The organism is Delftia sp. 60, assembly GCF_002754395.1.
Classification (GTDB): Bacteria; Pseudomonadota; Gammaproteobacteria; order Burkholderiales; family Burkholderiaceae_C; genus Comamonas; species Comamonas acidovorans.
Window position 1 is genome coordinate 2,894,896 of the sequence record NZ_PEFD01000001.1, and the last position, 26,568, is coordinate 2,921,463.

Genomic DNA, 26,568 nt, shown 5'->3' on the forward strand with positions numbered 1-26,568 from the left:
ACTGCGCTTGAGACCCGTTCCCCTTCTTCTTCTTCCTTCGTTCCCTTCTCCTCTTCCTCCTACCCAGGCGGCAGCAGTTCCCGCAGGTGTTCCACAAAGGCCCGCACGCCCTTGGACAGGGTGCGTCCGGACAGCGTCTGCAGCTCGATGGCGCGCGCATTCATGCCGCGCTCGCGGATGGGCGCCGCATGCAGCTCGCCTCGGCGCACGCGCTCGCGCATGGTGACCTCACCGCCCAGCGACAGGCCGCCGCCGTGCAGCACGAAGTGCACCAGGGTCTCGAACTGGCCGCTGACCAGGGCGGGCTCGAACACCAGGCGGCGGTGGCTGCAGGCGATGTCGAACAGCTGGCGCGCGGTGTTGGCGTCCTCGGGCAGGGCAATGGCATGGGGATGCATCTGGGCCAGGGTGATGCTGGCATGCCGGGCCAGCGCATGGTCGGGCCGCATGATGGCGACCACGGGCGAGACCTGGCGGTGCCAGACCTCGATGTCACGTGCCGCCGCGCGGCTGTAGGTCAGGCCCACATCGGCCTCGCCGCCCAGCACGGCCTGGGTCACGGCGGCAGGCGCCTCCACACGCAGGTGGAACTGCATGCCCGGGTACTGCTCGCGGAACAGTGCCATGGCGCGTGGCAGGAATTCGATGGCAAAGCCGCCCGAGCTGCACACGCGCACCACGCCCCGGCGCAGGCCCTGCAGGGCCTCGATGTCGGAGACCACACGGTCGGCCTCCAGCGCACCGCGGCGTGCGTGGGCGGCCAGCAGCTCGCCTGCCGGGCTGGGCGCCATGCCGCGCGGGCGGCGCTCGAACAGCGGCACGCCCAGCATCTCTTCCAGTCCGGCGACCTGGCGGCTCACGGCCGAGGGCGAGACATTGAGCCGCGTGGCGGCTTCGCTGACCGAGCCGCTGCGCACCACTTCGAGAAAGTAGCGCAGGGCCGTGTCCTGTAGGCGGTTGGAAAGCATGATGGCCTGCTCATGGTTTGCGAAAAACGCAACGATAAGCCAAGAAAAAGGCGATTGTCGAAATAGTTTCGCCTGCTTATGCTGACTTCGTTCTGTCACAAAAACGAGGAAATCCATGGAGCCAAACGCAAGCACCGCAAAGCAGCAGCCGGAACTGGCCACCGGGGGTGGCAGCGTCGTGGAGATGTCGGCCGTCGCGCTGTCCAAGGCCATCCAGGGCCGCGATCTGTCCTGCGTGGAGGTGCTGGATGCCTATTGCGCGCAGATCGACCGGCTCAACCCCGTGGTCAACGCGCTGGTGTCTCCGCTGGACCGCGACTGGCTGCGCGGCCGCTCCCGCGAGCTGGACACGCTGCTGGCGCGCGGCCAGAGCCTGGGGCCGCTGCACGGCTTTCCCCAGGCACCCAAGGACATCATGCCGGCGGCCGGCATGGTGACGACCAAGGGATCGCCCATCTTCGCGGGCCAGGTCTCGCAGACCGATTGCGTGGTGTTCGAGCGCATGCGCGCAGGCGGTGCGCTGTTTGTGGCGCGCAGCAATTCGCCCGAGTTCGGCCTGGGCGGCCATACCTACAACCCGGTCTACGGGACCACGCGCAATGCCTTCGATCCTTCGCGCTCGGCAGGTGGCAGCAGCGGCGGAGCCGGCGTGGCCGTGGCGCTGCGCATGCTGCCCGTGGCCGATGGCTCGGACATGATGGGCTCGCTGCGCACGCCGGCCGCCTTCAACCATGTCTACGGACTGCGCACCTCGGTGGGCTGCGTGCCGCATGGCCCTTCGGAGGAGGTGTTCTTCCAGCAGTTCAGCGTGGCCGGCCCCATGGCGCGGGACATTCCCGACCTGGCCCTGCTGCTGTCCGTGCAGGCAGGCTTTGATGCACGCCTGCCGCTGACGCGCCGCAGCGAGTCGCCCAAGGACTGGACCGCCCAGCTGCAGCGCGATTGCAAGGGCCTGCGCATCGGCTGGCTGGGGGACCTGGGCGGGCACCTGCCCACCGAGCCCGGCCTGCTGGAGACCTGCCGCGCGGCGCTGCGGCATTTCAAGACCATCGGCTGCACGGTGGAAGAGGCCGTGCCGGCCTTCGACTTCGAACGCCTGTGGCGCGCCTGGATCGACCTGCGCAGCTTCAGCGTGGCCGGGGCCAACGCCGCCCTGTACCGCGACCCGGCCACGCATGCCCTGCTCAAGCCCGAGGCCCTCTGGGAAATCGAGCGCGGCCTGGCGCTGCCGGCCATGGCGGTCTATGACGCGGCGCGTGTGCGCTCGGCCTGGTACGAAACCCTGCGCCGCCTGTTCGACAGCTACGACTTTCTGGTGCTGCCCTCCGCCCAGGTCTTCCCGTTCGATGCGGCGCTGGACTGGCCGCATGCCGTGGGCGGCCGCGAGATGGACACCTACCACCGCTGGATGCAGACCGTGGTGCCCGCCACCATGGCCGGCTTGCCGGCCCTGGCCGCGCCCGCAGGCTTCGGGCCGCAGGGGCTGCCTGCCGGGCTGCAGATCATCGGCCCGGCACAGGCCGATCTGGCCGTGCTGCAGATCGGCCATGCCTATGACCAGGCCGGCGGCTTCTCGCGCGTGCGCAGCCCGCTGCTCGACTGAAACCGCTGCATCGAGTTTTCCCAGGTTCCCGTTCCCTCGTCCCCCAGGAGATCCGCGCCATGGCCTTGTCCCGTTCCCGTTTTCTGTCGTGTCTGATGGCCGGTGCCACGGCACTTGCGCTGCCCGCAGCCAAAGCCCAGCCCCAGTCCTACCCGGATCGTCCGATCAAGCTGGTCGTGCCGTTTGCGCCGGGCGGCGCCACCGACATCCTGGGTCGGCTGCTGGCCACCTCGCTGGGTGAACGGCTGGGCCAGCCCGTGGTCGTGGAAAACCGCCCTGGTGCAGGCACGGTGGTGGCGGGCGCGCTGGTGGCCAAGGCGCCGCCCGACGGCTACACGCTGCTGCTGGGCGCCAGCACCACGCTGACGCTCAACCCCGCCATCCGCAACCCGCTGCCCTATGACCCGCTGCGCAGCTTCACGCCGCTGGGGCTGGTGGCCGACATGGGCCTGGTGCTGGTGGCCCATAACGAAACGCCTGCACGCACGCTGCCCGAACTCGTGGCCCTGGCCAAGGCCGACCCCGACAAGCTGTCCTACGGCTCCTTCGGCACGGGATCCTCGGTGCACTTCGGCGGCGAAATGCTCAAGACCGCCACGGGCATGCGCATGGTGCATGTGCCCTTCAATGGCAGCTCGCCCAGCCTCACCGCGCTGATGGGCGGCCAGGTGCAGGTGGCCGTGGACACGGTGGTGGCCACCACGCCGCTGATCAAGGCCGGCAAGATCCGTCCCATCGCAGCCCTGGGCCCGCAGCGCCTGGCCCTGCTGCCCCAGGTGCCCACCGTGGCCGAAAGCGGCTACCCGGGCTTTGCCATGGACACCTGGTTTGCCTTCCTCGCCCCGGCCGGCCTGCCCGCCCCCATCCAGAAGAAGCTGGAAAAGGCGCTGGCCGACGCCATGGCCGAGCCGGCCATGAAGAAGAAGCTGGTGGACATCGGCCTGTCGCCCGCATGGGGTCCGGCCAGCGCGCTGCAGGAGCGCATAGAGCGCGAACTGCCGCAAATGCGCGCCGTGGCCGCCAGAGCCGACATCAAGGTGGATTGAACGCAGCTGCCTTCCGGGAGAGAGGGGGAAGGCGCGAATCGACTCAGGGGGCTTCTAATCGTGCAGGAAAGCTGCGGCAGGATTGGCGACAATGCAGGCTTCGCCTTTTCATTGCACCGACAAAGAGACTCCTGCCCATGCAATTCGCCGACCGTCTGAACAACGTAGAAACCTCCGCCATCCGCGAGCTGTTCAAGCTGCTGGGCAAGCCCGGCATCATCAGCTTTGCGGGTGGTTTCCCGGACAGCGCCATGTTCGACGTGGCCGGCATCAGCGCCGCCTCCCAGGCTGCGCTGCAGCAGGAGCCGGGCGCCGCGCTGCAGTACGGTGCGACCGAGGGCTACCAGCCGCTGCGCGAGCAGATCGCCGCCTTCATGGCCGGCAAGGGCGTGCGCGAGCTGGCCCCCGAGCAACTGGTGGTGACCACGGGCAGCCAGCAGGCGCTGGACCTGCTGGGCAAGACCATGATCAACCCCGGCGACAAGGTCATCGTGGAAGGCCCGACCTTCCTGGCCACCATCCAGTGCTTCCGCCTGTACGGCGCCGAAGTCATCAGCGCGCCCATCGATGCCGAAGGCGCCCAGGTCGATGCGCTGGAGCAACTCATTGCCGAGCACCGCCCCAAGCTGGTCTACCTGATCCCCACCTTCGGCAACCCCAGCGGCGCCATGCTGAGCCTGGAGCGCCGCAAGAAGGTGCTGGAGCTGGCCGTCAAGTACCAGACCCTGGTGGTGGAAGACGATCCCTATGGCGACCTGTATTTTGGCGAAGCGCCTCCGCCCAGCCTGCTGGCGCTGTCCAGCGAGGTGCCCGGCAGCCGCGACTGGCTGGCGCACTGCGGCTCGCTGAGCAAGGTGCTCAGCCCCGGCCTGCGCATTGGCTGGCTGGTGGCCCCGGCCGAGCTGCTGGGCCGCGCCGTGATGTGCAAGCAGTTCAGCGATGCCCACACCAGCACCTTTGCCCAGGCCACGGCCGCGCAGTACCTGAAGTCCGGCGCCATGCCCTCTACCCTGGCCCATGTGCGCGAGGTCTACGCGCGCCGCGCCAAGGCCATGGGCGATGCGCTGCGCGAGCACCTCGGCGATGCCGTGGAATTCCTGCAGCCCCAGGGCGGCCTGTTCCTGTGGGTGCGCCTGACCGGCAAGGGCGGCGCGCTGGCCGATGCCGGTGAGCTGGCCAAGCGGGCCATTGCCCAGGGCGTGGCGTTTGTGCCGGGTGCGCCGTTCTTTGCGCAAAACCCCGATGCCACCAGCTTCCGCCTCTCGTTCGCCACGGCTGACGAGGACAAGATCCGCGAAGGCATCGCCCGCCTGGCCCAGGCGCTCAAGGCATGAGCGTGGCTGACGACGCAGAACACGGCGGCGGGCACGCAGACGCCGGTGCCCTGCAGGCGCGCGTGATGGAGCTGGAGATCAAGGCCAGCTACACCGAAGACCTGCTGGAGCAACTGAACCTGACCATCTACCGCCAGCAGCAGCAGATCGACCGGCTGCTTGACGAGCTGCGCGACCTGCGCCGCCGGGTGCCCGAAGGCGGACCCGCCGGCGGCGCGACCAATCTGCGCGACGAGCTGCCCCCGCACTATTGAGTGCGCAGGGCGGCTGCGTGCGAATGCCCAGGCCAGCCCCTGCCTGGGCATTTCTTCATTCAAGCGGCTTGTTGGCCACGTGCTTCATCTTGCCCAGGAACAGGCGCAGGAAAAAGCCCGCCATGATCAGCATGAAGACGATGGCGCCCAGGCTCATCAGGCCGTAGTCGGTGGAAAAAAGATCAATCATCAGCTTCACAAGTCCTCCTGTGGTTTGTTGGTATCGGTGGGGTCCCGATCCAACTATCGCCGTGGCCTGGCGCGGAGGGCTTGTGATGGGTCAACGCGGCGGCGGGGTGGGTTTGCGGCAGCGCAAAGGGGCAAGCCCCGGCAAGCCCGGCCAAGCCCGGCCAAGCCCGGGAACTGGGCATGGGGTACGAGTCGATCATCCAGGGCGAGCCAAGCCCATCACCCCGCGTGAACGGCAAGGGCACCTCCGCAGGAATCGGGCACGCATAGGGTCGGCCGCCGCGGCGCTCAAGCAGCTCCGCCTTGGCCTGGGCAATGCGTTCGGGCTGCTCCAGCAAGGCGATGGCCGTGGCCGCCAGCACCTGGGCGGCGCGCACCATGCCGGCGTGGGCCAGGCCGGACTGGCCTTGCGAGACCATCTGCCAGGAGTGCAGCGGCGTGCCGAAGGCGTAGCAGGCCACCCAGGCCTGGACGGTGGGCGTGATCCAGCTCACATCGGCCACGTCGGTGGAGCCGAACAGGGTGTCTTCCACGGCAGGATCGTAGGGCGCCAGGCCTTCGAACACGGCCGGCACCTTGCCGCGCAGCACGCTGGCCAGCGGGCGGCTGACCTGGTCCACGTCGTTGCTGTCCAGCGTGGCCTGGAAGTCTCCGGCCAGGCGATGCAGGCCGGGGTCCACGTACAGCGGGCCCAGGGCCTGCATCTGCGCATACATCACCTGGTTCAGCGTGCGGTTCTGCAGCAGGTTGGAGCAGGCCTTGTCAAAGACGATCTCCAGCCGGCAGTCCGTCATCAGCGCGGCGCCGCGTGCCACGTTCTGCACGCGCTCGTACAGCGCTGCCGCCTCGTGGTTGCGTGCGGCCCGCACCAGGTACAGCACCTCGGCGCGCGCCTGCACCACGTTGGGCGACAGGCCGCCCGAGTCGGTGATGGCGTAGTGCACGCGCGCATCGGTGGGCATGTGCTCGCGCAGGTAGTTCACGCCCACGTTCATCAGCTCCACGGCGTCGAGCGCGCTGCGGCCCAGGTGCGGGGAATGCGCGGCATGCGCGGCCTTGCCGTGGAAGATGAATTTCGCCTGGATGTTGGCCAGCGTGCTCTGGCTGAACACGCCGGTGAAGCTGGCCGGGTGCCAGGTCAGCGCCGCGTCCACATCGTCGAAAACCCCGGCGCGGGCCATGAAGGTCTTGCCCGATCCGCCTTCCTCGGCCGGGCAGCCGTAGTAGCGCACGCGTGCCTTGGCGCCGCTGCGGCGCAGGTGCTCCTGCAGCGCAACGGCCGCGAAATGCGCCGAGGTGCCCAGCAGATGGTGGCCGCAGCCGTGGCCCGCCAGGCCCGGGCTGTCGGTGGAGGGCGTGCAGACCAGGGCGCCGCTTTGCTGGTTCAGGCCCGACAGCGCGTCGTACTCGCCCAGGAAGGCCAGCACCGGGCCCTCGTCGCCCCATTCGGCCAGGAAGGCCGTGGGAATGCCGGCCACGCCGCGCGTGATGCGAAAGCCCGCCTGCTCCAGCGCATCGATGTGCAGCCGGGCAGAAGCGGTTTCGGCATAGCGCAGCTCGGCCAGGGACCAGATGCTGTCGGCCAGGGCCGCCATGCGCGGGGACTGCTGCTGGAAGAAGTCCTGGAGGTGCTCGACTGCGCTCATTCCGGCTTCACTCCTGCCTTGTCCAGCAGCGCCTTGTTGCGCTGCAGTTCGCTGGCGATCTGGGCGGGGAAGCGGGCCTGGTCCATCTCGGTGACCGAGGCGCCCAGCAGCTTCAGGTGCTTTTGCACCTCGGGCAGGCGCACGGCCTTCACCGACGCATCCTGCAACTGCCGGACGATGGCCGGTGGCGTGCCGGCCGGCACGACCAACCCGAACCAGCTGATGCCCAGTTCGTTGAGCTGCGCGTAGCCCAGCTCCTTGAAGGTGGGCACATCGGGCAGGTCGGGCGAGCGGCTGTTGCCCGACAGCGCCACGGGGATGAGCTTGCCGCCCTTGATCTGGGGCATGGCCGAAGGCAGCTGGTCGGTCATCACCTGCACCATGCCGGCCAGCGCATCGTTGAGCGCCGGCCCGTTGCCGCGGTAGGGCACGATCTGCACCTGGGTCTTCATGGTCTCGTTGAAGGACGCCACCATCAGATGGCCCAGCGTGCCCAGGCCCGGAACGCCCGCGCTGTAGGCGCCGGGCTGGGCGCGCAGCTTGGCCAGAAAGCCCGGGAAATCCTTGACGCCCATCTTGGGGTGGACCATGTAGACCGAAGGCATGGTTACCAGGTTTGCCACGGGCAAAAGCCTGCCTTCCAGCTTGGCGGCGCGCGTGTACAGCGAGGGATTGATGGTGGCCGTGCTCACCGTGGCCATGCCGATGGTGTAGCCGTCAGGCGCGGCCTGGGCAATGCTTTCGGTGCCGATCAGGCCGCCAGCGCCGGCCTTGTTGTCCACCACCACGGGCTGGCCCAGCGTGCTGCGCAGGCCCTCTGCGATCACGCGCGCAACGATGTCGGTGGAGCCGCCTGCCGCAAAGGGCACGATGAGCTTGACCGGCTTGTTCGGATAGGCGTCGGCCGCATGGGCCGTGGAGGCCGTGTGGGCCAGGGTGAGGCCGCACAACACGGCGGCAAGACCGGACGTGCCCAGCGAGAGCACGGTGCGCCGCGGCAGCTGAAAGAGGGATTTGGCTTGCATGGCATGGGTTCCATCAACGGTGGAGGAGCCGCAGGCCTGGGCCGCGCCGGCTCCCGATGCAGGCGACTATAGAAATCCTGCCGCCCGCGTGGGCCACGGTATTTGTGCCAAGCTATAAGCCACTCCGATAGCTTGCCCTGCGCCGCCTGTGGCGCGCCAGGGCCTGCCTGGGGAAAACACTGAGACTCCCATGAGCAATGACTTCGATGACCGCGACGGCCTGGACGATGCGGCCACGCCCCAGGGGCGGCTGCTGTATTCGCGCCTGACCAAGCATGTGCGCCTGCGCCAGCTGCAGCTGCTGGTGGCGCTGCAGCAATGCGGCTCGGTGGTGCAGGCCGCCGCCACGCTGCACATGAGCCAGTCGGCCGCCACCCAGGCGCTGGCCGAGATGGAGCGCGTGCTGGACATCCGCCTTTTCGAGCGCCATGCGCGCGGCATACGCCCCACGCTGGCCGGCCAGACCCTGGTGGACACGGTGCGCGGCGTGCTGGCCGCACTGGAGGAGGTGGCGGAATCGCTGGCTGCCATTCGCCGGGGCGCCGCGGCCGCGCTGCGCCTGGGCGCCATTCCGGCGGCAGCCCTGGCCATTCTTTCGCCCCTGCTGGCGCGGTTCTATGCCGAACATCCCGAGGTGCATGTCGATGTGCACGAAGACGCCAGCACCCGGCTGCTGTCCCAGCTGCTGGGCGGCGGGCTGGATGCGGTGTTCTGCCGCGAGCCGGCGCTGCTGCCCGGCCCCTTCGTCTTCGAGCCGCTGCTGGCCGACACGGCCGTGGTGGTGGCCGCACGCTCGCATGCACTGGCCGGGCGCCGCGATGTATCGCTGCAGGCCTTGACCGGCGCGCGCTGGGTGCTGCCCACGGCCAACATCGCCGTGCGCGGGATTTTCGAGGCCGAGGTGCTCCAGGCGCTGCCCGATGCGCCCTGGTTTCCCGTCTCCACCGTTTCCCTGCCGATACTGGAGGGCCTGTTGAGCCAGCCCGGTGCCGTGGCCCTGGTGCCGCTGAGCATTGCGCCGGGCCTGCAGACCCATGCGCGCGTGTGCCGGCTCGATGTGCGGCTGACGGGCAGGTTGGCGCCGCTGGGCGTGGTCTGCCGGCGCGACCAGGCGCCCGCCCTGCTGACCGAGATGCTGTCGCTGTGCCGGCAGATGCTGCCAGCGCCACCGGCCCGCTGAATGCCAAAAGCTGGCGACATGGCCTCTTGCCGGCCCCGCTTGCGGCCACAATACTGTCCGCGCGAAAACACGGCAGCATGGCCGCACCAGACAACAGAAAGCACGCAGAGGACCGCATGATCAATTGGTCGCTAGACGCCGATACCGTCACCCACAGCATCCAGCTGGCGCTGGCGCCGGTGTTCTTCCTGACGGCCGTGGCCGGCATGATCGGCGCCGTGGCCGGGCGGCTGGCCCGCATCATCGACCGCGCGCGCAAGCTGGAAGAACTGCTGCGCAACCCGCAGGAAGAGGACTTCATCGCGCGCAGCCTCACGGAACTGCACTTTCTGCGCAAGCGCGGCCGGCTGGCCAATGTCTGCATAGGGCTGCTGACCGTCTGCGGCTTTTGCATCGGCCTGACCATTGCCCTGCTGTTCCTGGGCGAGGCCTACGGCATCAACGGCCATGGCTATGCGGTGCTGGGCTTTCTGTTCGGCGTGCTGATGTTTCTCTCGGCCCTGGCCTGCTTTCTCTGGGAAACCATCATGGCCACCAGCCTGCTGGACTTCCACACCCTGACCCGCGTGCGCGCGGCCGTGCGCACCATACAGCGGCCGGAACGCAACGACCAGGCCCAGGCTGAGCCGTCCACCCCGGCAGACGACACCGGCCGCCAGCCCTGAGCCGGGCGCGGACGGCGCCGCCGTCGCTGTCGCCATCGCCCATTCACTCCATCGGGTCCAGGCAGGCCGCCGCGGCCTGGATCACGCAGTCCGTCAGCCGCTGCAGGCTGGCCTGCGCATTGCGCGCATGGGCCCAGTACATGGGAATGTCCAGGTCGTTGCCGGGCAGCAGCTCCACCAGGCTGCCTTCGGCCAGCTGCGCGCCGATCATCAGCGGCGGGTGCATGCCCCAGCCCATGCCCAGCTCGCAGGCCCGCGTATAGCCCTGGTTGGAGGGCAGAAAGTGGCGCGGCGTGTTGCGCCGCCCCTCCGCGCCCAGGCGTTGCAGCCACTGGTCCTGCAGGCTGTCCTTGCGGCCGTAGCTCATCATGGGCGTGCGCGCCATGGCCTCGGGCGTGATGCCGTCCTTCAGGTAGCGGCGGATGAAGTCGGGGCTGGCGGCCGCCACGTAGCGCATGCGGCCCAGCGGCCAGGTGTTGCAGCCGGGAATGGCCGAGGAAGTGGCCGTGACGGCGGCCAGCACCTCGCCCTCGCGGATGCGCTTGGCCGTGTGGTCCTGGTCGTCGATGCTGATGTCCAGCAGCTCGTTGCCGTCGCGCGTGAAGGCGGACATGGCGTCCATGAACCAGGTGGACAGCGAGTCGGCATTGACGGCCAGCTTGAGCGTGGGCAGGGCGGTCTGGCCCTCGGGGACCAGCTCCGGGTTCTTGCGGCGCAGATCGTTTTCGAGCAGGGCCACCTGCTCCAGGTGCAGGCACAGCCTGCGGCCCGCATCGGTGCCCGAGCAGGGCTGGCCGCGCAGTACCAGCACCTGGCCCACACGCTCCTCCAGCAGCTTGATGCGCTGGGAAACGGCCGAGGGCGTGACATGCAGCTTGCGCGCCGCGCGCTCGAAGCTGCCTTCGCGCACCACGGCCGCCAGGGCTTCGAGTCCGGCGTAGTCGAGCATTTAGATATTCTTCATTTGGTTGAGTAAATGTAATTTTACTTAACCATTTGCCGGCCAGACAATCCCGGCCATGTGGACTGCAAATGTTTCTTCTTCCTGGCTGGCGGGCTTCACGGTCTGCCTGTCTCTCATCGTCTCCATCGGCGCCCAGAACCTCTATGTGCTGCGCCAGGCCGTGCACGGTCAGCATGTGCGCGCCTGCGTGGCCTGGTGCGTGGTGAGCGACGTGGTGCTCATCGGCCTGGGCGTGGCGGGCATGGCCCGGCTGCTGGGCGACAACCCCGACCTGGCCCGCTACCTGACGCTGGGTGGCGCCCTGTTCCTGCTGGCCTATGGGCTGATCGCGCTGTGGCGCATGGCCATGGCGCCCGATGCGCAACTGGCGGCATCGGGCGGGCAACTGGCCCCGCGTGGCCTGCTGGGCGTGGTCTCCACGCTGGCCGTGATCACCCTGTTCAACCCCCATGTCTATCTGGACACGGTGCTGCTCATGGGCTCCATCGGCGCGCGCCAGGAAGGCGTGCTCAAGTGGGTCTATGTGGTGGGCGCCGCATCGGCCAGCCTGTCGTGGTTCGTGGCGCTGGCCTTTGCGGGCCGCCGCATGAAGCGCCTGTTCGAGAAGCCGCAGGCCTGGCGCGTTCTCGATGGCCTCACGGGCGTGATGATGCTGGCGCTGGCCTGGTGGGTGGCTGGCAGCGCGTTGGCACCGGCAGGCGGCTGACGGCGCAGATCAGTCTGCGGCCGGGGCTTGCTCGCCGGGCGCCCAGGTGCCTACGGCCTCGATGAGGTTCCAGCTGTTGCATTCGATGCAGTAGTGGCCCGTGGCACCGGTCTTCTGGCTGGTCGCCTCGATGACGACCTTGTGGCCATGGCGCTGGGCCTCGGACAATGGCTGGATCTTGTCGTAGTTGTATTGCTCGGCCAGGTCGCCCCGGAAGGAAATGGTGATGCGCTCGCGCTTGGGATAGTAGTCACGCTCGTACTTGTCGAGGGTGCGTGTGGCGACGAGGCGGGCCATGCTGTCCGGTGAAGGTGCGCTCAAAGCAGTCTCCTGGTGTATGTCTAGGTTGTGTCAACTTGTTTCATTGTCGGGCTTGTGTTCTGCCATCGGCAACTGCAGCCCGGTCTTGATGCGTTCCAGAGCGATCGAGGTGGTGTAGCGCCGGATGTTGTCGTCTCCGGAGAACAGCCGCGCCGCCAGCGCCTGGTACTCCTGCATATCGGCAGCCGTGACGATCAATGAATAGTCGGCTTCCCCGGTCACGTAGTAGCACTGCTGCACGGCGGGCTCGCGCGCCACGCGCGCGCGAAAGGCCAGGGACAGGTCCGGGCGCTCGTTGGCCAGCTGCACGTTGATGAGCACGGTGAGCGGACGCCCCGTGCGCACGGGATCGACCACGGCCACGTTGGCCGTGATCACGCCCAGCTCCTGCAGGCGCCGTATGCGCCGCTGCACGGCCGGTGCCGAAAGGTGGACCTGCTCGGCAATGAGGCGCTGTGGCGTGAGGTTGTCGCGCTGGAGCACGTCGAGGATGGCGCGGTCAAAAGTATCGAGTGCGATGGCGGGCATGGGGGGCGGGGCGTAAAACGGGGGCGAGGCGGTTGGAAAGAGCGAATATTGCGCGAAGAGGCCCCAAAACGAGCCTTTTGCATCGCTGGCCTGCAATATCGTACGTGCCATGACAACAAACACCACATGGAACCGCGCCTGGCCCCTGCTGGCCGTGCTGGGCTCGGTCACGGCACTGGGCGTGGGCACTTCTCTTGCCAAGCAGCTTTTTCCGGTGCTGGGCGCCCAGGGCACTTCGGCATTGCGCGTGGGCTTTGCCGCGCTGATCCTGGTGGCCATCTGGCGGCCCTGGCGCTGGACGCTGGCCCGCCCCCAGGCCTGGGCGCTGCTGCGTTTCGGCGTGGCGCTGGGCGCCATGAACCTGCTGTTCTACATGGCGCTGCGCACCATTCCCTTTGGACTGGCCGTGGCCATCGAATTCTCCGGTCCGCTGGCCGTGGCCATCTACCACTCGCGCCGGCCGGTGGACTTTGTCTGGCTGGCGCTGGCCGTGGCGGGGCTGGCCCTGATTTTGCCGATAGGGGCGCCGGCGCGGGCGGATTGGTGCTGGAGCCCGTGGGCATTGCCTGCGCCGTGGGTGCTGCCATCTGCTGGGCGCTGTACATCCTGCTGGGGCAGCGCCTGGGCAGCATTCCCAGCGGCCAGGCCGTGTCGCTGGGCCTGGTGTTCGCTGCCATGGTGGTGGTGCCCTTCGGCGTGGCCGAGGCGGGGGCCAAGCTGCTGCAGCCGTCCATCCTGGCCTTCGGCCTGGTGGTGGCGGCCATCTCCAGCGCCTTGCCCTATACGTTGGAGATGATGGCCCTGCGCCGCCTGCCACCGGCCACCTTCGGCATCGCCCTGGCCACGGAGCCTGCGATTGCCGCCCTCATGGGCATGCTGCTGCTGCATGAGCACCTGGTGGGGACCCAGTGGCTGGCCATCGCCTGCATCATGGGCGCGGCCATGGGCAGCGCCATCACGCGGCCCGCTGCGGCGGCCAAGGCGCCGGCCGAGGTGACGCCTGCGGGTTGAGTGGCGATACCAGGGAACGGGAATGAAAAAAGCGCTGCCGAGGCAGCGCTTTTTTTGCGGGGACAGGACGCAGCCGACCGGCTGCATTCCCTGCGCCTCAGAACGCAGGAACGACAGCGCCCTTGTACTTCTCGAGGATGAACTTCTTCACGTCGGGCGTGTGCAGCGCGTTCATCAGCTTGGCGATGTTGGGATCGTTGGCACGGTCCTGGCGCGAGACCACGATGTTGGTGTAGGGCGAATCGGCGCCTTCGATGAACAGCGCATCCTTGGTGGGATTGAGCTTGGCCTCGATGGCGTAGTTGGTGTTGATCAGGGCCAGGTCCACGTCAGCCAGCGCGCGTGGCAGCAGCGGGGCTTCGAGTTCCTTGAACTTGAGCTTCTTGGGGTTCTTGGCCACGTCCAGCGGCGTGGGCGTCAGGCTCTTGGGGTCCTTGAGCTCGATCAGGCCCTGCTTGGCCAGCAGGATCAGGGCGCGGCCACCGTTGGAGGGGTCGTTGGGGATGGCGATGGTGGCGCCGTCCTTCAGATCCTTCACGTTCTTGATCTTCTGCGAGTAACCGCCGAAGGGCTCCACGTGGACCTTGCCATTGGGCACGGCCACCAGCGAGGTCTTGCGGTCCTTGTTGTAGCTGTCCAGGTAGGGCTGGTGCTGGAAGAAGTTCACGTCCAGCTGCTTGTCCTCGACGGCCGCATTGGGCTGCACGTAGTCGCTGAATTCCTTGATCTGCAGGTCGATGCCCTGGGCCTTCAGGGCCGGCTTCACATGGTTGAGGATTTCTGCATGGGGCACGGCGGTGGCGCCGACCTTGAGCACGTCGGCGGCCTGGGCCGTCAGGGCCAGCGTGGCAATCGCGATTGCGGAGAGGGCTTTCTTCAACATGACCGGAGGACTTTCTTCAACGGGTTGCAAAAACGCCGCAGGCCCGGTGGAGTGGTTCTGTATCGGGCAGTACGGCAGGCAGGCGCATAGTCTAGTGCGGCGCCAGCGACCGCAATGAACAATTTTGCTATTTGGTTATAAGGCTGTGGCTTTTTATGCGGATTCTTGCGATGCCGCAGCGCGTACCATCGTCGCCATGGACTCCGAAATGCTGCAAAAGCTGGTGCAGGTGCACATGCCCTACGGCAAGTACAAGGGCCGGCTGATCGCCGACCTGCCCGGCAACTATCTGAACTGGTTCGCACGCGAAGGCTTCCCCAAGGGAGAGCTGGGCCAGTTGCTGGCACTGATGCAGGAACTGGACCACAACGGCCTGTCGCACCTGCTGCAGCCGCTGCGCGCCGGGCCGCGCTGAAGCAACTGCCCTAAAAAGCAAAAGGCCGCGACGGGCGCGGCCTTTTCGGGGGAAAACGCAGGCGGTTTACTTGGCGGCAGCGCGTGCGGCTTCCGCCTTGGCCTTGGCTTCGTCGGCCTTGCGCTGCAGCTCGGCTGCCTCGGTTTCAGCGGCCTTGGCCTTGGCTTCGGCTTCCTTGGCGGCCGCATCCTTTTCAGGGGTCATGGCGCCAGCCAGCGCATTGCCGGCCATGGAGCCTGCAACGGCGCCCACGGCAGCGGCGCCCAGCGTGCCCATCATGCCGGAGCCGCGTGCTGCGGGAGCGGCAGCCGCGCCAGGTGCAGCAGCAGCGGGGGCGGCCCCAGCCGCAGGTGCCGCAGCGGGGGCTGCCCCAGCGGTCGGGGCTGCAGGCGCGGCCGGTGCGGTGGGGGTGGAAGGAGTCGCCGCCTTGCTGGCGGTGGGTGCCGCAGGCGCTGCGGGCTGAGCGGGGGCCTTGCCGATCGACGCCGGGCGCACGGACTTGCCGCCGCTGCCCATGCGCTTGGCCTGGGCCAGCGTGGGCACGGTCAGCGATGCAATGGCCAGGGCGATCACGGAGGCAGTGGCGCGGAACGAAGTCTTCACGGAGTTTTTTCCAATCATGGTGGTCATGTACACGGTCGGCGCAGGCGGGCCCGCGCCGGTCGGCGCGCCACAGGCTGCCCGTATGCGGGCAGGCCTGCGGCCTTGTGTGTCACATGGGGATGGGGGAGGAGATTCCAAGCACCGGCGCGCGGATGCGCCGGCGTGCAGCCTGCTGTTGTAGGTGGGCCACCCGGCGCTGGGGTGGTGGCCTATGGAGCTGCGTGATGCATTGTAGAAAAGACTGGGGCTTGCCGGAAAAGCAAGCCCACAGAACATTCTCAGCTATTGATTGCGGAGCGGCGCAGCGGCCTGCGCGCGCCGCTGCCACCCGTTTTCAGCGCAGGACTTCCAGCAGGCGGTCCAGGCCGCCTTCGGTGATGGAGACCTTGGCTTCGTTGCGCACGCGCGGCTTGGCGTGGTAGGCCACGGACAGGCCTGCGACCTGCATCATGGGAATGTCGTTGCTGCCGTCGCCCACGGCGATGCACTGGTCGGGGCGAATGCCCAGCAGCGAGGCGACCTCCAGCAGGGTGCGGCGCTTTTCGGCGCCGTCGCAGATGTCGCCCCAGGGCTGCTCGATCAGGCCGCCGGTCAGCGCGCCGTCACGCATCTCCAGCACGTTGGCACGCACGAAGTCGATGCCCAGCATGCCGCGCACATGTTCGGCAAAGTAGGTGAAGCCACCCGAGACCAGCAGCACCTTCAGGCCCGCAGCCTGGGCTGCGCGCACCAGGGTTTCGGCGCCCGGGGAGAGCTTCAGGCGCTCGGCCAGCACGCGGGCCATGTCGGCCTCGGTCACGCCGACGAGCTTGCCCACGCGCTGGCGCAGGCTGTCCTTGAAGTCGGTGATCTCGCCGCGCATGGTGGCTTCGGTGATGGCCGAGACCTCGGCCTTCTTGCCGGTGGCGTCGGCGATCTCGTCGATGCACTCGATGGTGATCAGCGTCGAGTCCATGTCGAACGCGATGAGCTTGTAGTCGGCCAGCTTCAGTGGCGGCTGGATGCCGCGGATCAGCAGTCCGGGCGCGAATTCGGTGACATCGGTCATGGGTGGGGCAGCAAAAAGGGGACGGGCCGCCGGGCTGGCGGGAAACAGGCGCAGATCATATCCAGTGGCGGGCCTGCCGTCAGGCTGCGGGCGGCTGGCGCAGGTAGATGGCGTCCGACCAGGTGGCCAGCCATTGGGGGCGAAACACCACGAAGATGGCGGTGACCATGCCGGTGACCACGGCATCGCCCCAGGCCATGAGCCAGCGCGCGATGCGTGACAGATCCTCGTTGACGCCGGGCAGGGCGTGGCCCGCCGCCTGGGCCAGCAGCGCGGCGATGAAGACGCACAGCACCGTGCCCGCAAAGCCGCGGGCGAGGATGTAGACAAAGATCTGGTGCGGCAGCCAGCGCCGCAGCGCCGCGCCCCAGAGCATGGCCAGCGTGGCGGGCACGATGCCCTGCCAGACCGAGATGCCCAGCGCATCGCCCCAGCCCAGGGCCGGCGACAGCAGGGCGGCCAGCCCGCCCACGATGAGCAGCAGCGGCACGGCCAGAGGCCAGCCCAGCATGAGCACCACCAGCGGCGCCGATGACCACTGCAGTTGCAGCGGCATGCGGTGCAGCGTGGGCAGGGCCCAGATCCAGGGCAGCAGCACGAGCACGCCCAGCAGCGGCGTGACCAGGGGCGAGGCAACGCGGTCCTGCGGGCCGCCCGGACCCGGGCGGCCGGCCAGCATGCGCCAGGGGCGCAGCCACAGCGCGGTGGCCAGGGCCAGCAGGGCGATGCTCGCTTCGAGGAACATGGCTGGAACGACGCGTTCTATGCGGGCTGGGCCGCCTTCGCCTCCACCAGCGGCTGGCCCAGGCTGCGCAGCACGTCGCGCACCATCTGGGCACGGTCCTTGGGGTTGTCCAGGGCACGCTCGATGCGCAGCTTCTCGTTGCCGGCCAGCTTGATGTGCTTGTTCTTCTGGATGAGGTGGATGATGGCCATCGGGTCCACAGGTGGCTGGGGCTTGAAGGTGATGTTGATGACGCCGGGCGCTGCATCCACCTTGACCACGCCGTAGGGCTGGGACAGCACGCGCAGGCGGTGCACGTCGATCAGCGTCTGCGCCTGGGGCGGCAGCTTGCCGAAGCGGTCCACGATTTCTTCGAGCAGGGTGTCGATCTGGTCGCTGGTGCGGGCCGTGGCCAGTTTCTTGTAGAAAGACAGGCGCAGGTGCACGTCGCCACAGTAGTCGTTGGGCAGCAGGGCCGGCGCGTGCAGGTTGATGTCGGTGGAGGCCGACAGCGGGCTGAGCAGATCGGGCTCCTTGCCGGCCTTGAGGCTGCGCACCGCCTCGGACAGCATCTCGTTGTAGAGCTGAAAGCCCACCTCCATCATGTTGCCGCTCTGGTTCTCGCCCAGCACCTCGCCGGCGCCGCGGATCTCCAGGTCGTGCATGGCCAGGTAGAAGCCCGAGCCCAGTTCCTCCATCTGCTGGATGGCCTCCAGCCGCTGCTGGGCCTGTTTGGTCAGGCTGTCCAGGTCGGGCACCATCAGGTAGGCATAGGCCTGGTGGTGGCTGCGGCCCACGCGGCCGCGCAGCTGGTGCAGCTGGGCCAGGCCGAACTTGTCGGCGCGGCTGATGAGGATGGTGTTGGAGCTGGGCACGTCGATGCCGGTCTCGATGATGGTCGAGCACAGCAGGATGTTGTAGCGCTGGGCCACGAAGTCGCGCATCACGCGTTCGAGCTCGCGCTCGGGCATCTGGCCGTGGGCCACGGCAATGCGTGCCTCGGGCAGGATTTCCTCGAGCTTTTGCTTGCGGTTCTCGATGGTCTCGACCTCGTTGTGCAGGAAGTAGCACTGGCCGCCGCGCTTGAGCTCGCGCAGCACGGCCTCGCGGATCACGCCCGTGCCCTCGTTGCGCACAAAGGTCTTGATGGCCAGGCGCCGCTGGGGCGCGGTGGCGATGACGGACAGGTCGCGCAGGCCTTCCAGCGCCATGCCCATGGTGCGCGGGATGGGCGTGGCCGTCAGCGTGAGCACGTCCACCTCGGCGCGCATGGCCTTCATGGCTTCCTTGTGGCGCACGCCGAAGCGGTGCTCCTCGTCGATGATCAGCAGGCCCAGGTTCTTGAACTGCGTGGACTCCGACAGCAGCTTGTGCGTGCCCACGACGATGTCCACCGAGCCGTCGGCAATGCCCTTGACGGCCGCCGTGATCTCCTTGCCCGAGCGAAAGCGCGAGACTTCGGCCACCTTGATCGGCCACTTGGAGAAGCGGTCCACCAGGGTCTGGTAGTGCTGCTCGGCCAGCAGCGTGGTGGGCGCGAGGAAGGCCACCTGCTTGCCGCCCGTGATGGCCACGAAGGCCGCGCGCAGCGCCACCTCGGTCTTGCCGAAGCCCACGTCGCCGCAGACCAGGCGGTCCATGGGCTGGGGGCTGATCATGTCCTGGATCACGGCGTGGATGGCGGCGCGCTGGTCCGCCGTTTCCTCGAAGCCGAAGTCGTTGGCGAACTGCTCGTAGTCCTGGGGCGAGTAGCGGAAGGCATGGCCCTGGCGTGCGGCGCGGCGTGCGTAGATGTTCAGCAGCTCGGCTGCCGAGTCGCGCACCTGCTCGGCCGCCTTGCGCTTGGCCTTTTCCCACTGCGTGCCGCCGAGCTTGTGCAGCGGCGCGTCCTCCGGCGAGACGCCCGTGTAGCGGCTGATCAGCTGCAACTGGCTGACGGGCACGTAGAGCACGGCGTTGCCCGCGTACTCCAGGTGCAGGAACTCCTGCACGGCCGGCGTGCCGTCAGGGTTCTTCTGGCCCATGTCCATGTTGACCAGGCCCTGGTAGCGGCCGATGCCGTGGTCCGAATGCACCACGGGGTCGCCCACCTTGAGTTCGGACAGGTCCTTGATCAGCGCCTCCACATCGCTGACCTGCTCCTGGCGGCGGCGCCTGCGGCCCGTGGGGCTGGTGGCGAACAGCTCCGTCTCGGTGACGAAGTCCAGGCCTTCCTCCACCCAGGCAAAGCCGTTCATCAGGCCGGCCGTGGCAATGCCCACCTTCTCGCCCGCATCGCCCTGGAACTCGGCCAGCGAGTCGAAGACCGGCGGGTTCACGCCCGAGGCGCGGAAGAAGTCCAGCAGGCTTTCGCGCCGGCCATCGGACTCGGCCAGCAGCAGGATGCGGTGGGCGCTGCTGGCAATGTGCTTTTGCAGGCGCGCCAGCGGGTCTTCCGCGCCGCGCACCACCGACAGGTCCTCCAGCTTCTGGAAGATGGCGCTGTCGGCCACGTCCTCGGTGCCTGGGCGCAGCGCGAGCTGAGCGTGCTCCTTGGCGCGCGTGTAGAACTGGTCGGCGGACAGGAACAGCACCTCGGGCGGCAGGGCCGGGCGCTCGGGGTCGCCCTGCACCAGGCGGAAGCGCTCCTTGGTGTCCTGCCAAAAGCGCTGGAAGGCCGGCTCCAGGTCGCCATGCATCACCACGGTGGCATCGGCGCCCAGGTAGTCGAACACGGTGGCCGTTTCGTCGAAGAACAGCGGCAGGTAGTACTCGATGCCGGCCGTGGCAATGCCCTGGCCCATGTCCTTGTAGATGCGGCTGCGCGTGGGGTCGCCCTCCAGCAGCTCGCGCCAGCGCTGGCGGAACTTGGCGCGCGCGTCCTCGTCCATGGGGAACTCGCGGCCGGGCAGCAGGCGCACCTCGGGCACGGGGTAGAGGCTGCGCTGGGTGTCGGGGTCGAAGGTGCGGATGGAGTCGATCTCGTCGTCGAACAGATCCACGCGGTAGGGCTGCAGCGAGCCCATGGGAAACAGGTCGATCAGGCCGCCGCGCACCGCGTACTCGCCGTGGCTGACCACCTGGGAGACATGCTGGTAGCCGGCCAGCGTCAGCTGGGCCTTGAGTTTGGCCTCGTCCAGCTTCTGGCCGCTCTTGAACTCGAAGGTGTAGCCGGCCAGGAAGGAGGGCGGCGCCAGCCGGTACAGCGCCGTGGTGGCGGGCACCAGCACCACGTCGGCACCATGCTCCTTGTCGCGCTGGTTGATGCGCCACAGCGTGGCCAGGCGCTCGCTGATCAGGTCCTGGTGGGGAGAGAAGCTGTCGTAGGGCAGGGTCTCCCAGTCGGGGAACAGCGCGCAGCGCAGGCCCGGGGCGAAGAAGGCCATCTCGTCGATCAGCCGCTGGGCATCCGAGGCGTCGGCCGTGACGATGGCCGTCACCCGGCCAGCAGCCTTCTCGCGCTCGCCCAGGCGGGCCAGCAGCAGGGCGTCGGCGCTGCCCACGGGGCGGGGCAGGGTGAAGCGTTTTCCGGGAGTGAGCTTGGGCAGTTCCATGGTGCTTGGACGTGGGCGCCGCAGCGCCTGGGCGAAGTAACGACAAAACCCCTCGGCACGCGCAGAGGGGTATCGAACCATTTTAGCCAGCACGCATGGCGGCCATGCAGGCATGCCCGCATGTCCATGGTGGCGCATGGCCGTCACTACAATGCGCCTCCATGAAAGATCTGCTTGCGGCGGCTGCGCCCGCGTCCCTGGAGCCGGCCCGCCTGTGGGCCTTGATCCCCTGTGCGGGCACGGGCTCGCGCGCCATCGCACCCGATGCGCCTGCGCCTGAACTGCCCAAGCAATACCACCTGGTGGCCGGTGCGCCCATGGTGGCGCACACACTGGCCGCCTTTGCGGGCACAGCGCGCGTGCACCACACTCTGGTGGTGATCGCGCCTGGCGATGATTTCTGGCGCCAGGGCCTGCCGGGCCCGTCGCCCACGCGCTACTCCACGGCGGCCTGCGGCGGCGCCACGCGGGCCGAATCCGTGACCAACGGCCTGAAGGAGCTGCTGGTGCGCGGTGCGAGCGCGCACGACTGGGTGCTGGTGCACGACGCCGCGCGCTGCCTGGTGACGCCCGAACTGATCGATGCCCTGATCGACGCCTGCGAGCACGATGCCGTGGGCGGCCTGCTGGCGCACAAGCTGCCCGACACGCTCAAGACGGCCGTGACCGGGCCTGGCGGGGTGCGCGTGGCGGGCACGGTGGACCGCAGCGACAAATGGCTGGCGCAGACGCCGCAGATGTTTCGCATCGCGCCGCTGCTTGACGCCCTGGAGCACGCGGGATCGGCCGTGACCGACGAGGCCAGCGCCATGGAGGCCGTGGGCCAGCGCCCGCGCCTGGTGCCCGGCGGCGCGCAGAACTTCAAGGTCACCTATCCCGACGACTTTGCGCTGGCTGCCGCCGTGCTGTCGCAGCGCGCGCATGGCGCGACGCTGGAACGCTACCGTGGCAAGCGCGACCAGCCGCAGGCGTCGGGCAATCCGTTTTTCTGAACCTGGAATGTTTCACATGAATTTTCGTATTGGCGAGGGCTGGGACGTGCATGCCCTGGTGCCCGGGCGCAAGCTGATCCTGGGCGGCATCGAGGTGCCGCATGAACTGGGGCTGCTGGGCCACTCCGATGCCGACGTGCTGCTGCACGCCATCACCGACGCGCTGCTGGGCGGCGCGGCGCTGGGCGACATCGGCCGGCATTTCCCCGACACCGACCCCGAATTCCGTGGCGCCGATTCGCTGGTGCTGCTGGTGGAAGCTGCGCGCCGCGTGCGCGCCACGGGCCTGGAGATTGGCAACATCGACAGCACCATCATTGCCCAGGCCCCCAAGCTGGCGCCGCACATTCCTGCCATGCGCGAGCGCATCGCCACGGCGCTGGGCCTGGCGCTGGACCAGGTCAACGTCAAGGCCAAGACGGCCGAGAAGCTCGGGCCCGTGGGCCAGCAACAGGCCATGGAGGCGCGCGCCGCCGCCTTGCTGTTCCGCGCCTGACCAGCGGGGTACCGTCCCCATGGCAAAAGGCCCCGGCGATCGGTCAACGATCGCCGGGGCCTTTGTATCTGCCGAACGTATCTGACGAACGTGCGCTGCGTACTCAGTCTTCTCCGTCCAGGGCGCCGTCCTGCGCGCGCGGGGGCAGCTGGCGCTTGATCTGCGGGCGCTGCAGACGCTGCTCGGGCTCGGCACCCTTGGCCACGCCCGAGGCACGCTGCAACTGCACATGGGCAACCAGCCCGCCCGTGGAGGAGTTGGACAGCGCAAACACGCCGCCCATGCGCTGCACCGTCTTGTCCACGATGGACAGGCCCAGGCCCGCGCCCGCTGCGGCCGTGCGCGCGGAGTCGCCACGGAAGAAGGGCTGGGTCAGGCTGGCCAGCTGCTCGGGCGGCACGCCACGGCCATGGTCGCGGATGCGGATCACGACCCAGCTTTCGCGCTCCGATGCCGTCACGTCCACGTGGGTGGTTTCGGTCTCGGGCGTCTTGCCGTAGCGGCGAGCGTTCTCGAACAGGTTGGAGATCACGCGCGCCAGTTCCACCTCGTCGGCCAGCACATAGACGCCTTCGGGCACGGCCATGCTGATCTGCAGCTCGCGGTGGTCCTGCACCGCATAGACGCAGGAAGAGACCACGGCATGCAGGTTCACCGGATTGAGGGTCACATGGTCGGGGCGGGCGTAGTCCAGGAATTTGTCGATGGTGGCGTCAAGCTGCACGATGTCGGCCACCATGTGCTCGCGCGCCACGTCGTCCACCACGCTCATCTCGGTCTCCAGTCGCAGGCGGGCGAGCGGCGTGCGCAGGTCGTGGGAGATGCCAGCCAGCATCACCGCGCGGTCCTGCTCCAGCTGGGCCAGTTTCTGCGCCATGCGGTTGAAGCCGATATTGACCTCGCGGATCTCGCTGGTGACGGCTTCCTCATCGAGCTGGCTGGCGTCGAAGTCGCCATCTCGCACGCGGTTGGCCGCATAGCTCAACTGCTTGAGCGGCCGGTTGATCAGGCGCGCGATGGCTGCCGCCCCCGCCAGGGACAGCAGGCCGGCCGTGATCAGCCAGATCAGCCAGGTGCGCCCGCTGGCCGGCGTGAAGCGCGAGCGGTCCATCAGCAGCCATGTGCGGTCGCCATTGATGGTGAAGCCCACCCACAGCCCCGGTTCGCCATTGACGCTGCGCGCCACGATGGTGCCGTAGCCCAGGCGGCGCGTGAGTTCTTCGGTCAGGCGCTTGCCCAGCGTGCTCTGGTCCAGCAGCTCGAAGCTGTCGCCAGGCTCGCGCGGCAGAATGCGCACGCCTTCCTGGTCGGCCATGGTCTTGATCAGCGAGACACGGTTGATGGCATCCGAATGCACCAGGGCCGCGCGGCTGAGGTTGACCAGCGAGGCGATCTGCTGGGCGGTGTGCAGCGTGCGCGGCTCGAACTCGAAGGCACGCAGCGTCTGCAGCCACGCCAGGATGCTGCCCACCAGCAGCAGGGCCAGCAGGCAGAAGGTACGCCAGAAAAGATTGAGTCCCAGCGGAGAGCGCGCAGTCATGCGCCGCTCGTAGTCGAGCGGCGCAGGGCTGGTGGCGTCGTGGGGCGGGACGGTGAAGGAACTCATGGAATGCGGTTCGTCATTCTAGGGGCCGGCTGCGAGATTACGCCTGTGCCGGCCAGCCTGCGTTACCGGTTGTCTCGGGTGCAGGCCAGCGGACTATCTATCGATCAGTTCGCGCCATCGGGTACGAACACGTAGCCCACACCCCAGACCGTCTGGATATAGCGCGGTGCGGCAGCATCTTCCTCGATCAGCTTGCGCAGGCGCGAGACCTGCACGTCCAGGCTGCGGTCGAAGGGCTCGAACTCGCGGCCGCGCGCCAGCAGGGCCAGCTTCTCGCGCGACAGCGGCTGGCGCGGGTGGCGCACCAGGGCCTTGAGCATGGCGAATTCGCCCGTGGTCAGCGGCAGTTCCTCGCCGTTCTTTTGCAGCACGCGCGTGCCCAGGTCGAAGGTGAAGGGGCCGAAGCTCACCACCTCGTTGTCGCCGGAGGGCGCGCCCGGCGCTTCCTGCGGCGGGCGGCGGCGCAGCACGGCATGGATGCGGGCCAGCAGTTCGCGGGGGTTGAAGGGCTTGCCCAGGTAGTCGTCGGCGCCCACTTCCAGGCCCACGATGCGGTCCACATCCTCGCCCTTGGCGGTCAGCATGATGATGGGCGTGCGGTCATTGGCCGAGCGCAGGCGGCGGCAGATGGACAGGCCATCCTCGCCGGGCATCATCAGGTCAAGCACGATCAGGTCCACTGTTTCGCGCAGCAGGATGCGGTTCAGCGCCTTGCCATCTTCGGCAATCATGATCTCGAAGCCTTCCTGCGTCAGGTAGCGGCGCAGCAGGTCGCGGATGCGCGCATCGTCATCCACCACCAAGATCTTGTCGGTGCGGTTGGTCGTAGTGGCCATGTTCATCCTCGGTCGGTCATTTGTAACAGCCGCCATTGTTACCAGCTTGCGCTGAAAAGTCTGGTCAAAACCCCGAACTTTTGCCGTGTGTTACAGATGTTGCGTTTAAATTTAGAACGGAAAATGTGTCTTTAGAATATTTAACTATGGGTTCTCCGCGTTGATGCATTTATCGTTGCAATAATGTTGTGAATGACGGGGCGAATAGGCCTGAACGGCTCCACACCTGTCACTATCTGGCGGCATGCCGTAGCGAAAGGGCGGCATGCAGTTGTATCCCTGAACTACCTTTCATTTCAAAGGGTGAACGCATGAGCAAGCTTTCCAAACAGCTGTCCCGCCCCTGGGTCAAGTCCGTGGTCGCGGCCACTGCGCTGGCCTGTGCCAGCGGTGCCTGGGCGCAGAACGCCGCCTCGGCGCAGGCACAGCCGGCCAATGTGGTGCAGTTGTCTGCAGAAGGCTCGGTGGATGTGGTGCAGGACCTGCTGACCGCCACCTTGTCGGCCACGCGCGAAGGGCGCGATGCGGCCACGGTCCAGTCCCAGCTGCAGAAAGTGGTCGAGGCCGCCATGGCCGTGACCAAGCGCAGCGCCCAGTCGGGCCAGATGGATGTGAGCACCGGCAGCTTCGGCATCTATCCGCGCTATGGCAAGGACAACAAGGTGGAAGGCTGGCAGGGCCGCGCCGAGATTCTTCTGCAGGGCCGCGACTTCGCGCGCATCACGCAGACGGCGGCACAGGTGCAGGACATGACGCTGTCGCAAGTGGGCTTCGGCCTGTCGCGCGAGGCCCGTGAAAAGGTCGAGGGCGAGGCCCAGGCCAAGGCCATCGAACAGTTCAAGCAGCGTGCCACCACGCTGTCCAAGAGCTTCGGCTTTGCCAACTACAGCCTGCGCGAGGTCAACGTGAGCAGCAGCGATACCTCGGTGCCCATGCCGCGTCCGCGCATGATGGCCATGTCCGCCAAGGCCGCCGGCGCGGAAATGGATGCCGTGTCCGTGGAAGCGGGCAAGGCGCAGGTGATGGTCCACGTGTCGGGCTCGGTGCAGATGTACTGACCGGGTGACCCATCCATGAAAAAAGGAGCGCCGTGGCGCTCCTTTTTTGGCAGTGGTCCTGTCTGGCTCCGATTACTGCGCAGCCCAGCCGCCATCCATGTTCCAGGCCACGCCGCGCACGTTGGCTGCGGCGGGCGAGCAGAAGAACACGGCCAGTTCGCCAAGCTCCTCGGGCGTGGTGAACTGCATCGAGGGTTCCTTTTCGCCCAGCAGCAGCTTCTTGGCTTCTTCGTTGCTGATGCCGTGCTGCTCGGCCTTGGCGTCCACCTGCTTTTGCACCAGCGGCGTCAGCACCCAGCCGGGGCAGATGGCGTTGCAGGTGATGCCGGAGGTGGCGTTCTCCAGCGCCGTGACCTTGGTCAGCCCGACAATGCCGTGCTTGGCCGCCACATAGGCGGACTTCTGCGCCGAGCCCACGAGGCCGTGCACCGAAGCCACGTTGATGATGCGGCCCCAGCCCTTGCCGCCATCGGCCGCCTGCATCATGGGCAGGACCAGGCGCGAGGTGTGGAAGGCGCTGGACAGGTTGATGGCGATGATGGAATCCCAGCGCTCGGGCGGGAAGTCTTCCACGCGCGCCACGTGCTGGATGCCGGCATTGTTCACGAGGATGTCGATCTGGCCGAAGTTGCGCACGCTGTACTGGACCATGTCCTCGATGTCTGCCACGCGGCTCATGTCGGCACCGTGGTAGGCGACCTGGGCACCTGCGGCCTGGCCTGCGGCCAGCACTTCGGCCCGCGGGCCGTCCACATCGCCGAAACCATTGAGCACGATATTGGCGCCCTGGCGGGCCAGCGCCTTCGCGATCCCGAGGCCGATTCCGCTGGTCGAACCGGTCACGAGGGCGGTCTTGCCTTTCAACATAGAGAGTCTCCGAATGAATGTACGATGCAACACAGCCATTATCGGCGCCGGCTCCGCGAATGCGTTT

General features: G+C 67.7%; 25 protein-coding genes and 2 pseudogenes. 12 read left to right on the plus strand and 15 right to left on the minus strand.

Features of this window, described 5'->3' with window-relative positions; genetic code table 11:
- Positions 1-59 precede the first annotated feature (59 nt).
- Entirely contained in the window at positions 60-968 is a 909-nt protein-coding gene (locus tag CLV01_RS13155) for a LysR family transcriptional regulator (RefSeq protein WP_013803186.1), read from the minus strand.
- 115 nt (positions 969-1,083) lie between these two features.
- Between CLV01_RS13155 and CLV01_RS13160 the strand changes: the two genes are divergently transcribed.
- From CLV01_RS13160 to CLV01_RS13175, 4 genes are all read left to right on the plus strand, one after another.
- Complete coding sequence (locus CLV01_RS13160; RefSeq protein ID WP_099734120.1) at positions 1,084-2,571, plus strand: amidase; 1,488 nt, start codon at positions 1,084-1,086, stop codon at positions 2,569-2,571.
- 59 nt (positions 2,572-2,630) lie between these two features.
- Entirely contained in the window at positions 2,631-3,617 is a 987-nt protein-coding gene (locus CLV01_RS13165; protein WP_065346291.1) for a Bug family tripartite tricarboxylate transporter substrate binding protein, read from the plus strand.
- 137 nt (positions 3,618-3,754) lie between these two features.
- Positions 3,755-4,951 carry an aminotransferase-like domain-containing protein gene (locus CLV01_RS13170; protein WP_099734119.1) on the plus strand — a complete coding sequence of 399 codons (1,197 nt, stop codon included), beginning with the start codon at positions 3,755-3,757 and terminating at the stop codon, positions 4,949-4,951.
- Entirely contained in the window at positions 4,948-5,205 is a 258-nt protein-coding gene (locus CLV01_RS13175) for a SlyX family protein (RefSeq protein WP_088165271.1), read from the plus strand. Before CLV01_RS13170 ends, CLV01_RS13175 begins: the two co-directional genes overlap by 4 nt.
- Before the next feature lie 55 nt (positions 5,206-5,260).
- Here the strand turns inward: CLV01_RS13175 and CLV01_RS13180 are convergent, their stop codons facing one another.
- The 3 genes and pseudogenes from CLV01_RS13180 to CLV01_RS13190 all read right to left on the minus strand — a co-directional run bounded on the left by CLV01_RS13180 (position 5,261) and on the right by CLV01_RS13190 (position 8,065).
- On the minus strand, positions 5,261-5,395 hold the full coding sequence (locus CLV01_RS13180) for a DUF3149 domain-containing protein (protein ID WP_012204679.1): 135 nt from the start codon (positions 5,393-5,395) through the stop codon (positions 5,261-5,263).
- Positions 5,396-5,615: 220 nt separating this feature from the next.
- Positions 5,616-7,040, minus strand: a pseudogene (locus CLV01_RS13185) (M20 family metallopeptidase); the annotation flags it as partial.
- On the minus strand, positions 7,037-8,065 hold the full coding sequence (locus CLV01_RS13190; RefSeq protein WP_099734117.1) for a tripartite tricarboxylate transporter substrate binding protein BugE: 1,029 nt from the start codon (positions 8,063-8,065) through the stop codon (positions 7,037-7,039). The gene CLV01_RS13190 and the pseudogene CLV01_RS13185, both read right to left, overlap by 4 nt.
- Before the next feature lie 190 nt (positions 8,066-8,255).
- Between CLV01_RS13190 and CLV01_RS13195 the strand changes: the two genes are divergently transcribed.
- Entirely contained in the window at positions 8,256-9,245 is a 990-nt protein-coding gene (locus CLV01_RS13195) for a LysR family transcriptional regulator (RefSeq protein WP_099734116.1), read from the plus strand.
- 116 nt (positions 9,246-9,361) lie between these two features.
- Complete coding sequence (locus tag CLV01_RS13200) at positions 9,362-9,910, plus strand: DUF2721 domain-containing protein (protein ID WP_013803179.1); 549 nt, start codon at positions 9,362-9,364, stop codon at positions 9,908-9,910.
- A 43-nt stretch (positions 9,911-9,953) separates the two neighbouring features.
- Here CLV01_RS13200 and CLV01_RS13205 read toward each other — a convergent pair whose 3' ends face one another.
- Complete coding sequence (locus CLV01_RS13205) at positions 9,954-10,859, minus strand: HTH-type transcriptional regulator ArgP (RefSeq protein WP_012204684.1); 906 nt, start codon at positions 10,857-10,859, stop codon at positions 9,954-9,956.
- Between the two features lie 70 nt (positions 10,860-10,929).
- On the opposite strand from CLV01_RS13205, the gene CLV01_RS13210 reads away from it, so the two are divergent.
- Positions 10,930-11,580, plus strand: a complete 651-nt coding sequence (locus CLV01_RS13210; protein ID WP_065346286.1) for a LysE/ArgO family amino acid transporter — start codon at positions 10,930-10,932, stop codon at positions 11,578-11,580.
- Positions 11,581-11,589: 9 nt separating this feature from the next.
- On the opposite strand, the gene CLV01_RS13215 is transcribed toward CLV01_RS13210, so the two are convergent.
- Both CLV01_RS13215 and CLV01_RS13220 read right to left on the minus strand, forming a co-directional pair.
- Positions 11,590-11,901 carry a hypothetical protein gene (locus tag CLV01_RS13215; RefSeq protein WP_047473683.1) on the minus strand — a complete coding sequence of 104 codons (312 nt, stop codon included), beginning with the start codon at positions 11,899-11,901 and terminating at the stop codon, positions 11,590-11,592.
- 30 nt (positions 11,902-11,931) lie between these two features.
- Entirely contained in the window at positions 11,932-12,429 is a 498-nt protein-coding gene (locus tag CLV01_RS13220) for an Lrp/AsnC family transcriptional regulator (protein ID WP_013803176.1), read from the minus strand.
- A gap of 109 nt (positions 12,430-12,538) precedes the next feature.
- Between CLV01_RS13220 and CLV01_RS13225 the strand changes: the two are divergent.
- A pseudogene (locus CLV01_RS13225) lies at positions 12,539-13,440 on the plus strand (EamA family transporter).
- Between the two features lie 97 nt (positions 13,441-13,537).
- Here the strand turns inward: CLV01_RS13225 and CLV01_RS13230 are convergent.
- Positions 13,538-14,323: a MetQ/NlpA family ABC transporter substrate-binding protein gene (locus CLV01_RS13230; RefSeq protein WP_012204689.1), complete on the minus strand. Its 786-nt coding sequence runs from the start codon at positions 14,321-14,323 to the stop codon at positions 13,538-13,540.
- A 196-nt stretch (positions 14,324-14,519) separates the two neighbouring features.
- Here CLV01_RS13230 and CLV01_RS13235 point away from each other — a divergent pair, with 196 nt between their 5' ends.
- The gene (locus tag CLV01_RS13235; RefSeq protein WP_063326593.1) at positions 14,520-14,738 is read left to right on the plus strand and encodes a DUF3820 family protein; all 219 of its coding nucleotides are present in this window, start codon (positions 14,520-14,522) and stop codon (positions 14,736-14,738) included.
- Between the two features lie 66 nt (positions 14,739-14,804).
- On the opposite strand, the gene CLV01_RS13240 is transcribed toward CLV01_RS13235, so the two are convergent.
- The 4 genes from CLV01_RS13240 to mfd form a co-directional block, all read right to left on the minus strand.
- Positions 14,805-15,368, minus strand: coding sequence for an ABC transporter substrate-binding protein (locus CLV01_RS13240; RefSeq protein ID WP_065346285.1), 564 nt, complete (start codon positions 15,366-15,368; stop codon positions 14,805-14,807).
- 307 nt (positions 15,369-15,675) lie between these two features.
- Positions 15,676-16,389: a phosphoserine phosphatase SerB gene (gene serB / locus CLV01_RS13245; RefSeq protein ID WP_012204694.1), complete on the minus strand. Its 714-nt coding sequence runs from the start codon at positions 16,387-16,389 to the stop codon at positions 15,676-15,678.
- A gap of 79 nt (positions 16,390-16,468) precedes the next feature.
- The gene (locus tag CLV01_RS13250; RefSeq protein ID WP_099734115.1) at positions 16,469-17,134 is read right to left on the minus strand and encodes a hypothetical protein; all 666 of its coding nucleotides are present in this window, start codon (positions 17,132-17,134) and stop codon (positions 16,469-16,471) included.
- 17 nt (positions 17,135-17,151) lie between these two features.
- Positions 17,152-20,646, minus strand: coding sequence for a transcription-repair coupling factor (gene mfd / locus CLV01_RS13255; RefSeq protein WP_063326589.1), 3,495 nt, complete (start codon positions 20,644-20,646; stop codon positions 17,152-17,154).
- A 161-nt stretch (positions 20,647-20,807) separates the two neighbouring features.
- On the opposite strand from mfd, the gene ispD reads away from it, so the two are divergent.
- Both ispD and ispF read left to right on the plus strand, forming a co-directional pair.
- Complete coding sequence (ispD, locus tag CLV01_RS13260) at positions 20,808-21,638, plus strand: 2-C-methyl-D-erythritol 4-phosphate cytidylyltransferase (RefSeq protein WP_099734114.1); 831 nt, start codon at positions 20,808-20,810, stop codon at positions 21,636-21,638.
- A gap of 16 nt (positions 21,639-21,654) precedes the next feature.
- Complete coding sequence (gene ispF, locus CLV01_RS13265) at positions 21,655-22,134, plus strand: 2-C-methyl-D-erythritol 2,4-cyclodiphosphate synthase (RefSeq protein ID WP_013803157.1); 480 nt, start codon at positions 21,655-21,657, stop codon at positions 22,132-22,134.
- Positions 22,135-22,237: 103 nt separating this feature from the next.
- On the opposite strand, the gene CLV01_RS13270 is transcribed toward ispF, so the two are convergent.
- Entirely contained in the window at positions 22,238-23,740 is a 1,503-nt protein-coding gene (locus tag CLV01_RS13270; RefSeq protein ID WP_012204699.1) for an ATP-binding protein, read from the minus strand.
- 104 nt (positions 23,741-23,844) lie between these two features.
- Positions 23,845-24,582 (minus strand): osmolarity response regulator transcription factor OmpR, encoded by a 738-nt coding sequence (ompR, locus tag CLV01_RS13275; RefSeq protein WP_017404718.1) that lies wholly within the window; start codon positions 24,580-24,582, stop codon positions 23,845-23,847.
- Positions 24,583-24,887: 305 nt separating this feature from the next.
- Here ompR and CLV01_RS13280 point away from each other — a divergent pair, with 305 nt between their 5' ends.
- Positions 24,888-25,634 carry an SIMPL domain-containing protein gene (locus CLV01_RS13280; protein WP_043819357.1) on the plus strand — a complete coding sequence of 249 codons (747 nt, stop codon included), beginning with the start codon at positions 24,888-24,890 and terminating at the stop codon, positions 25,632-25,634.
- Positions 25,635-25,706: 72 nt separating this feature from the next.
- Here CLV01_RS13280 and CLV01_RS13285 read toward each other — a convergent pair whose 3' ends face one another.
- Positions 25,707-26,501: a 3-hydroxybutyrate dehydrogenase gene (locus tag CLV01_RS13285; protein WP_012204702.1), complete on the minus strand. Its 795-nt coding sequence runs from the start codon at positions 26,499-26,501 to the stop codon at positions 25,707-25,709.
- Positions 26,502-26,568 lie beyond the last annotated feature (67 nt).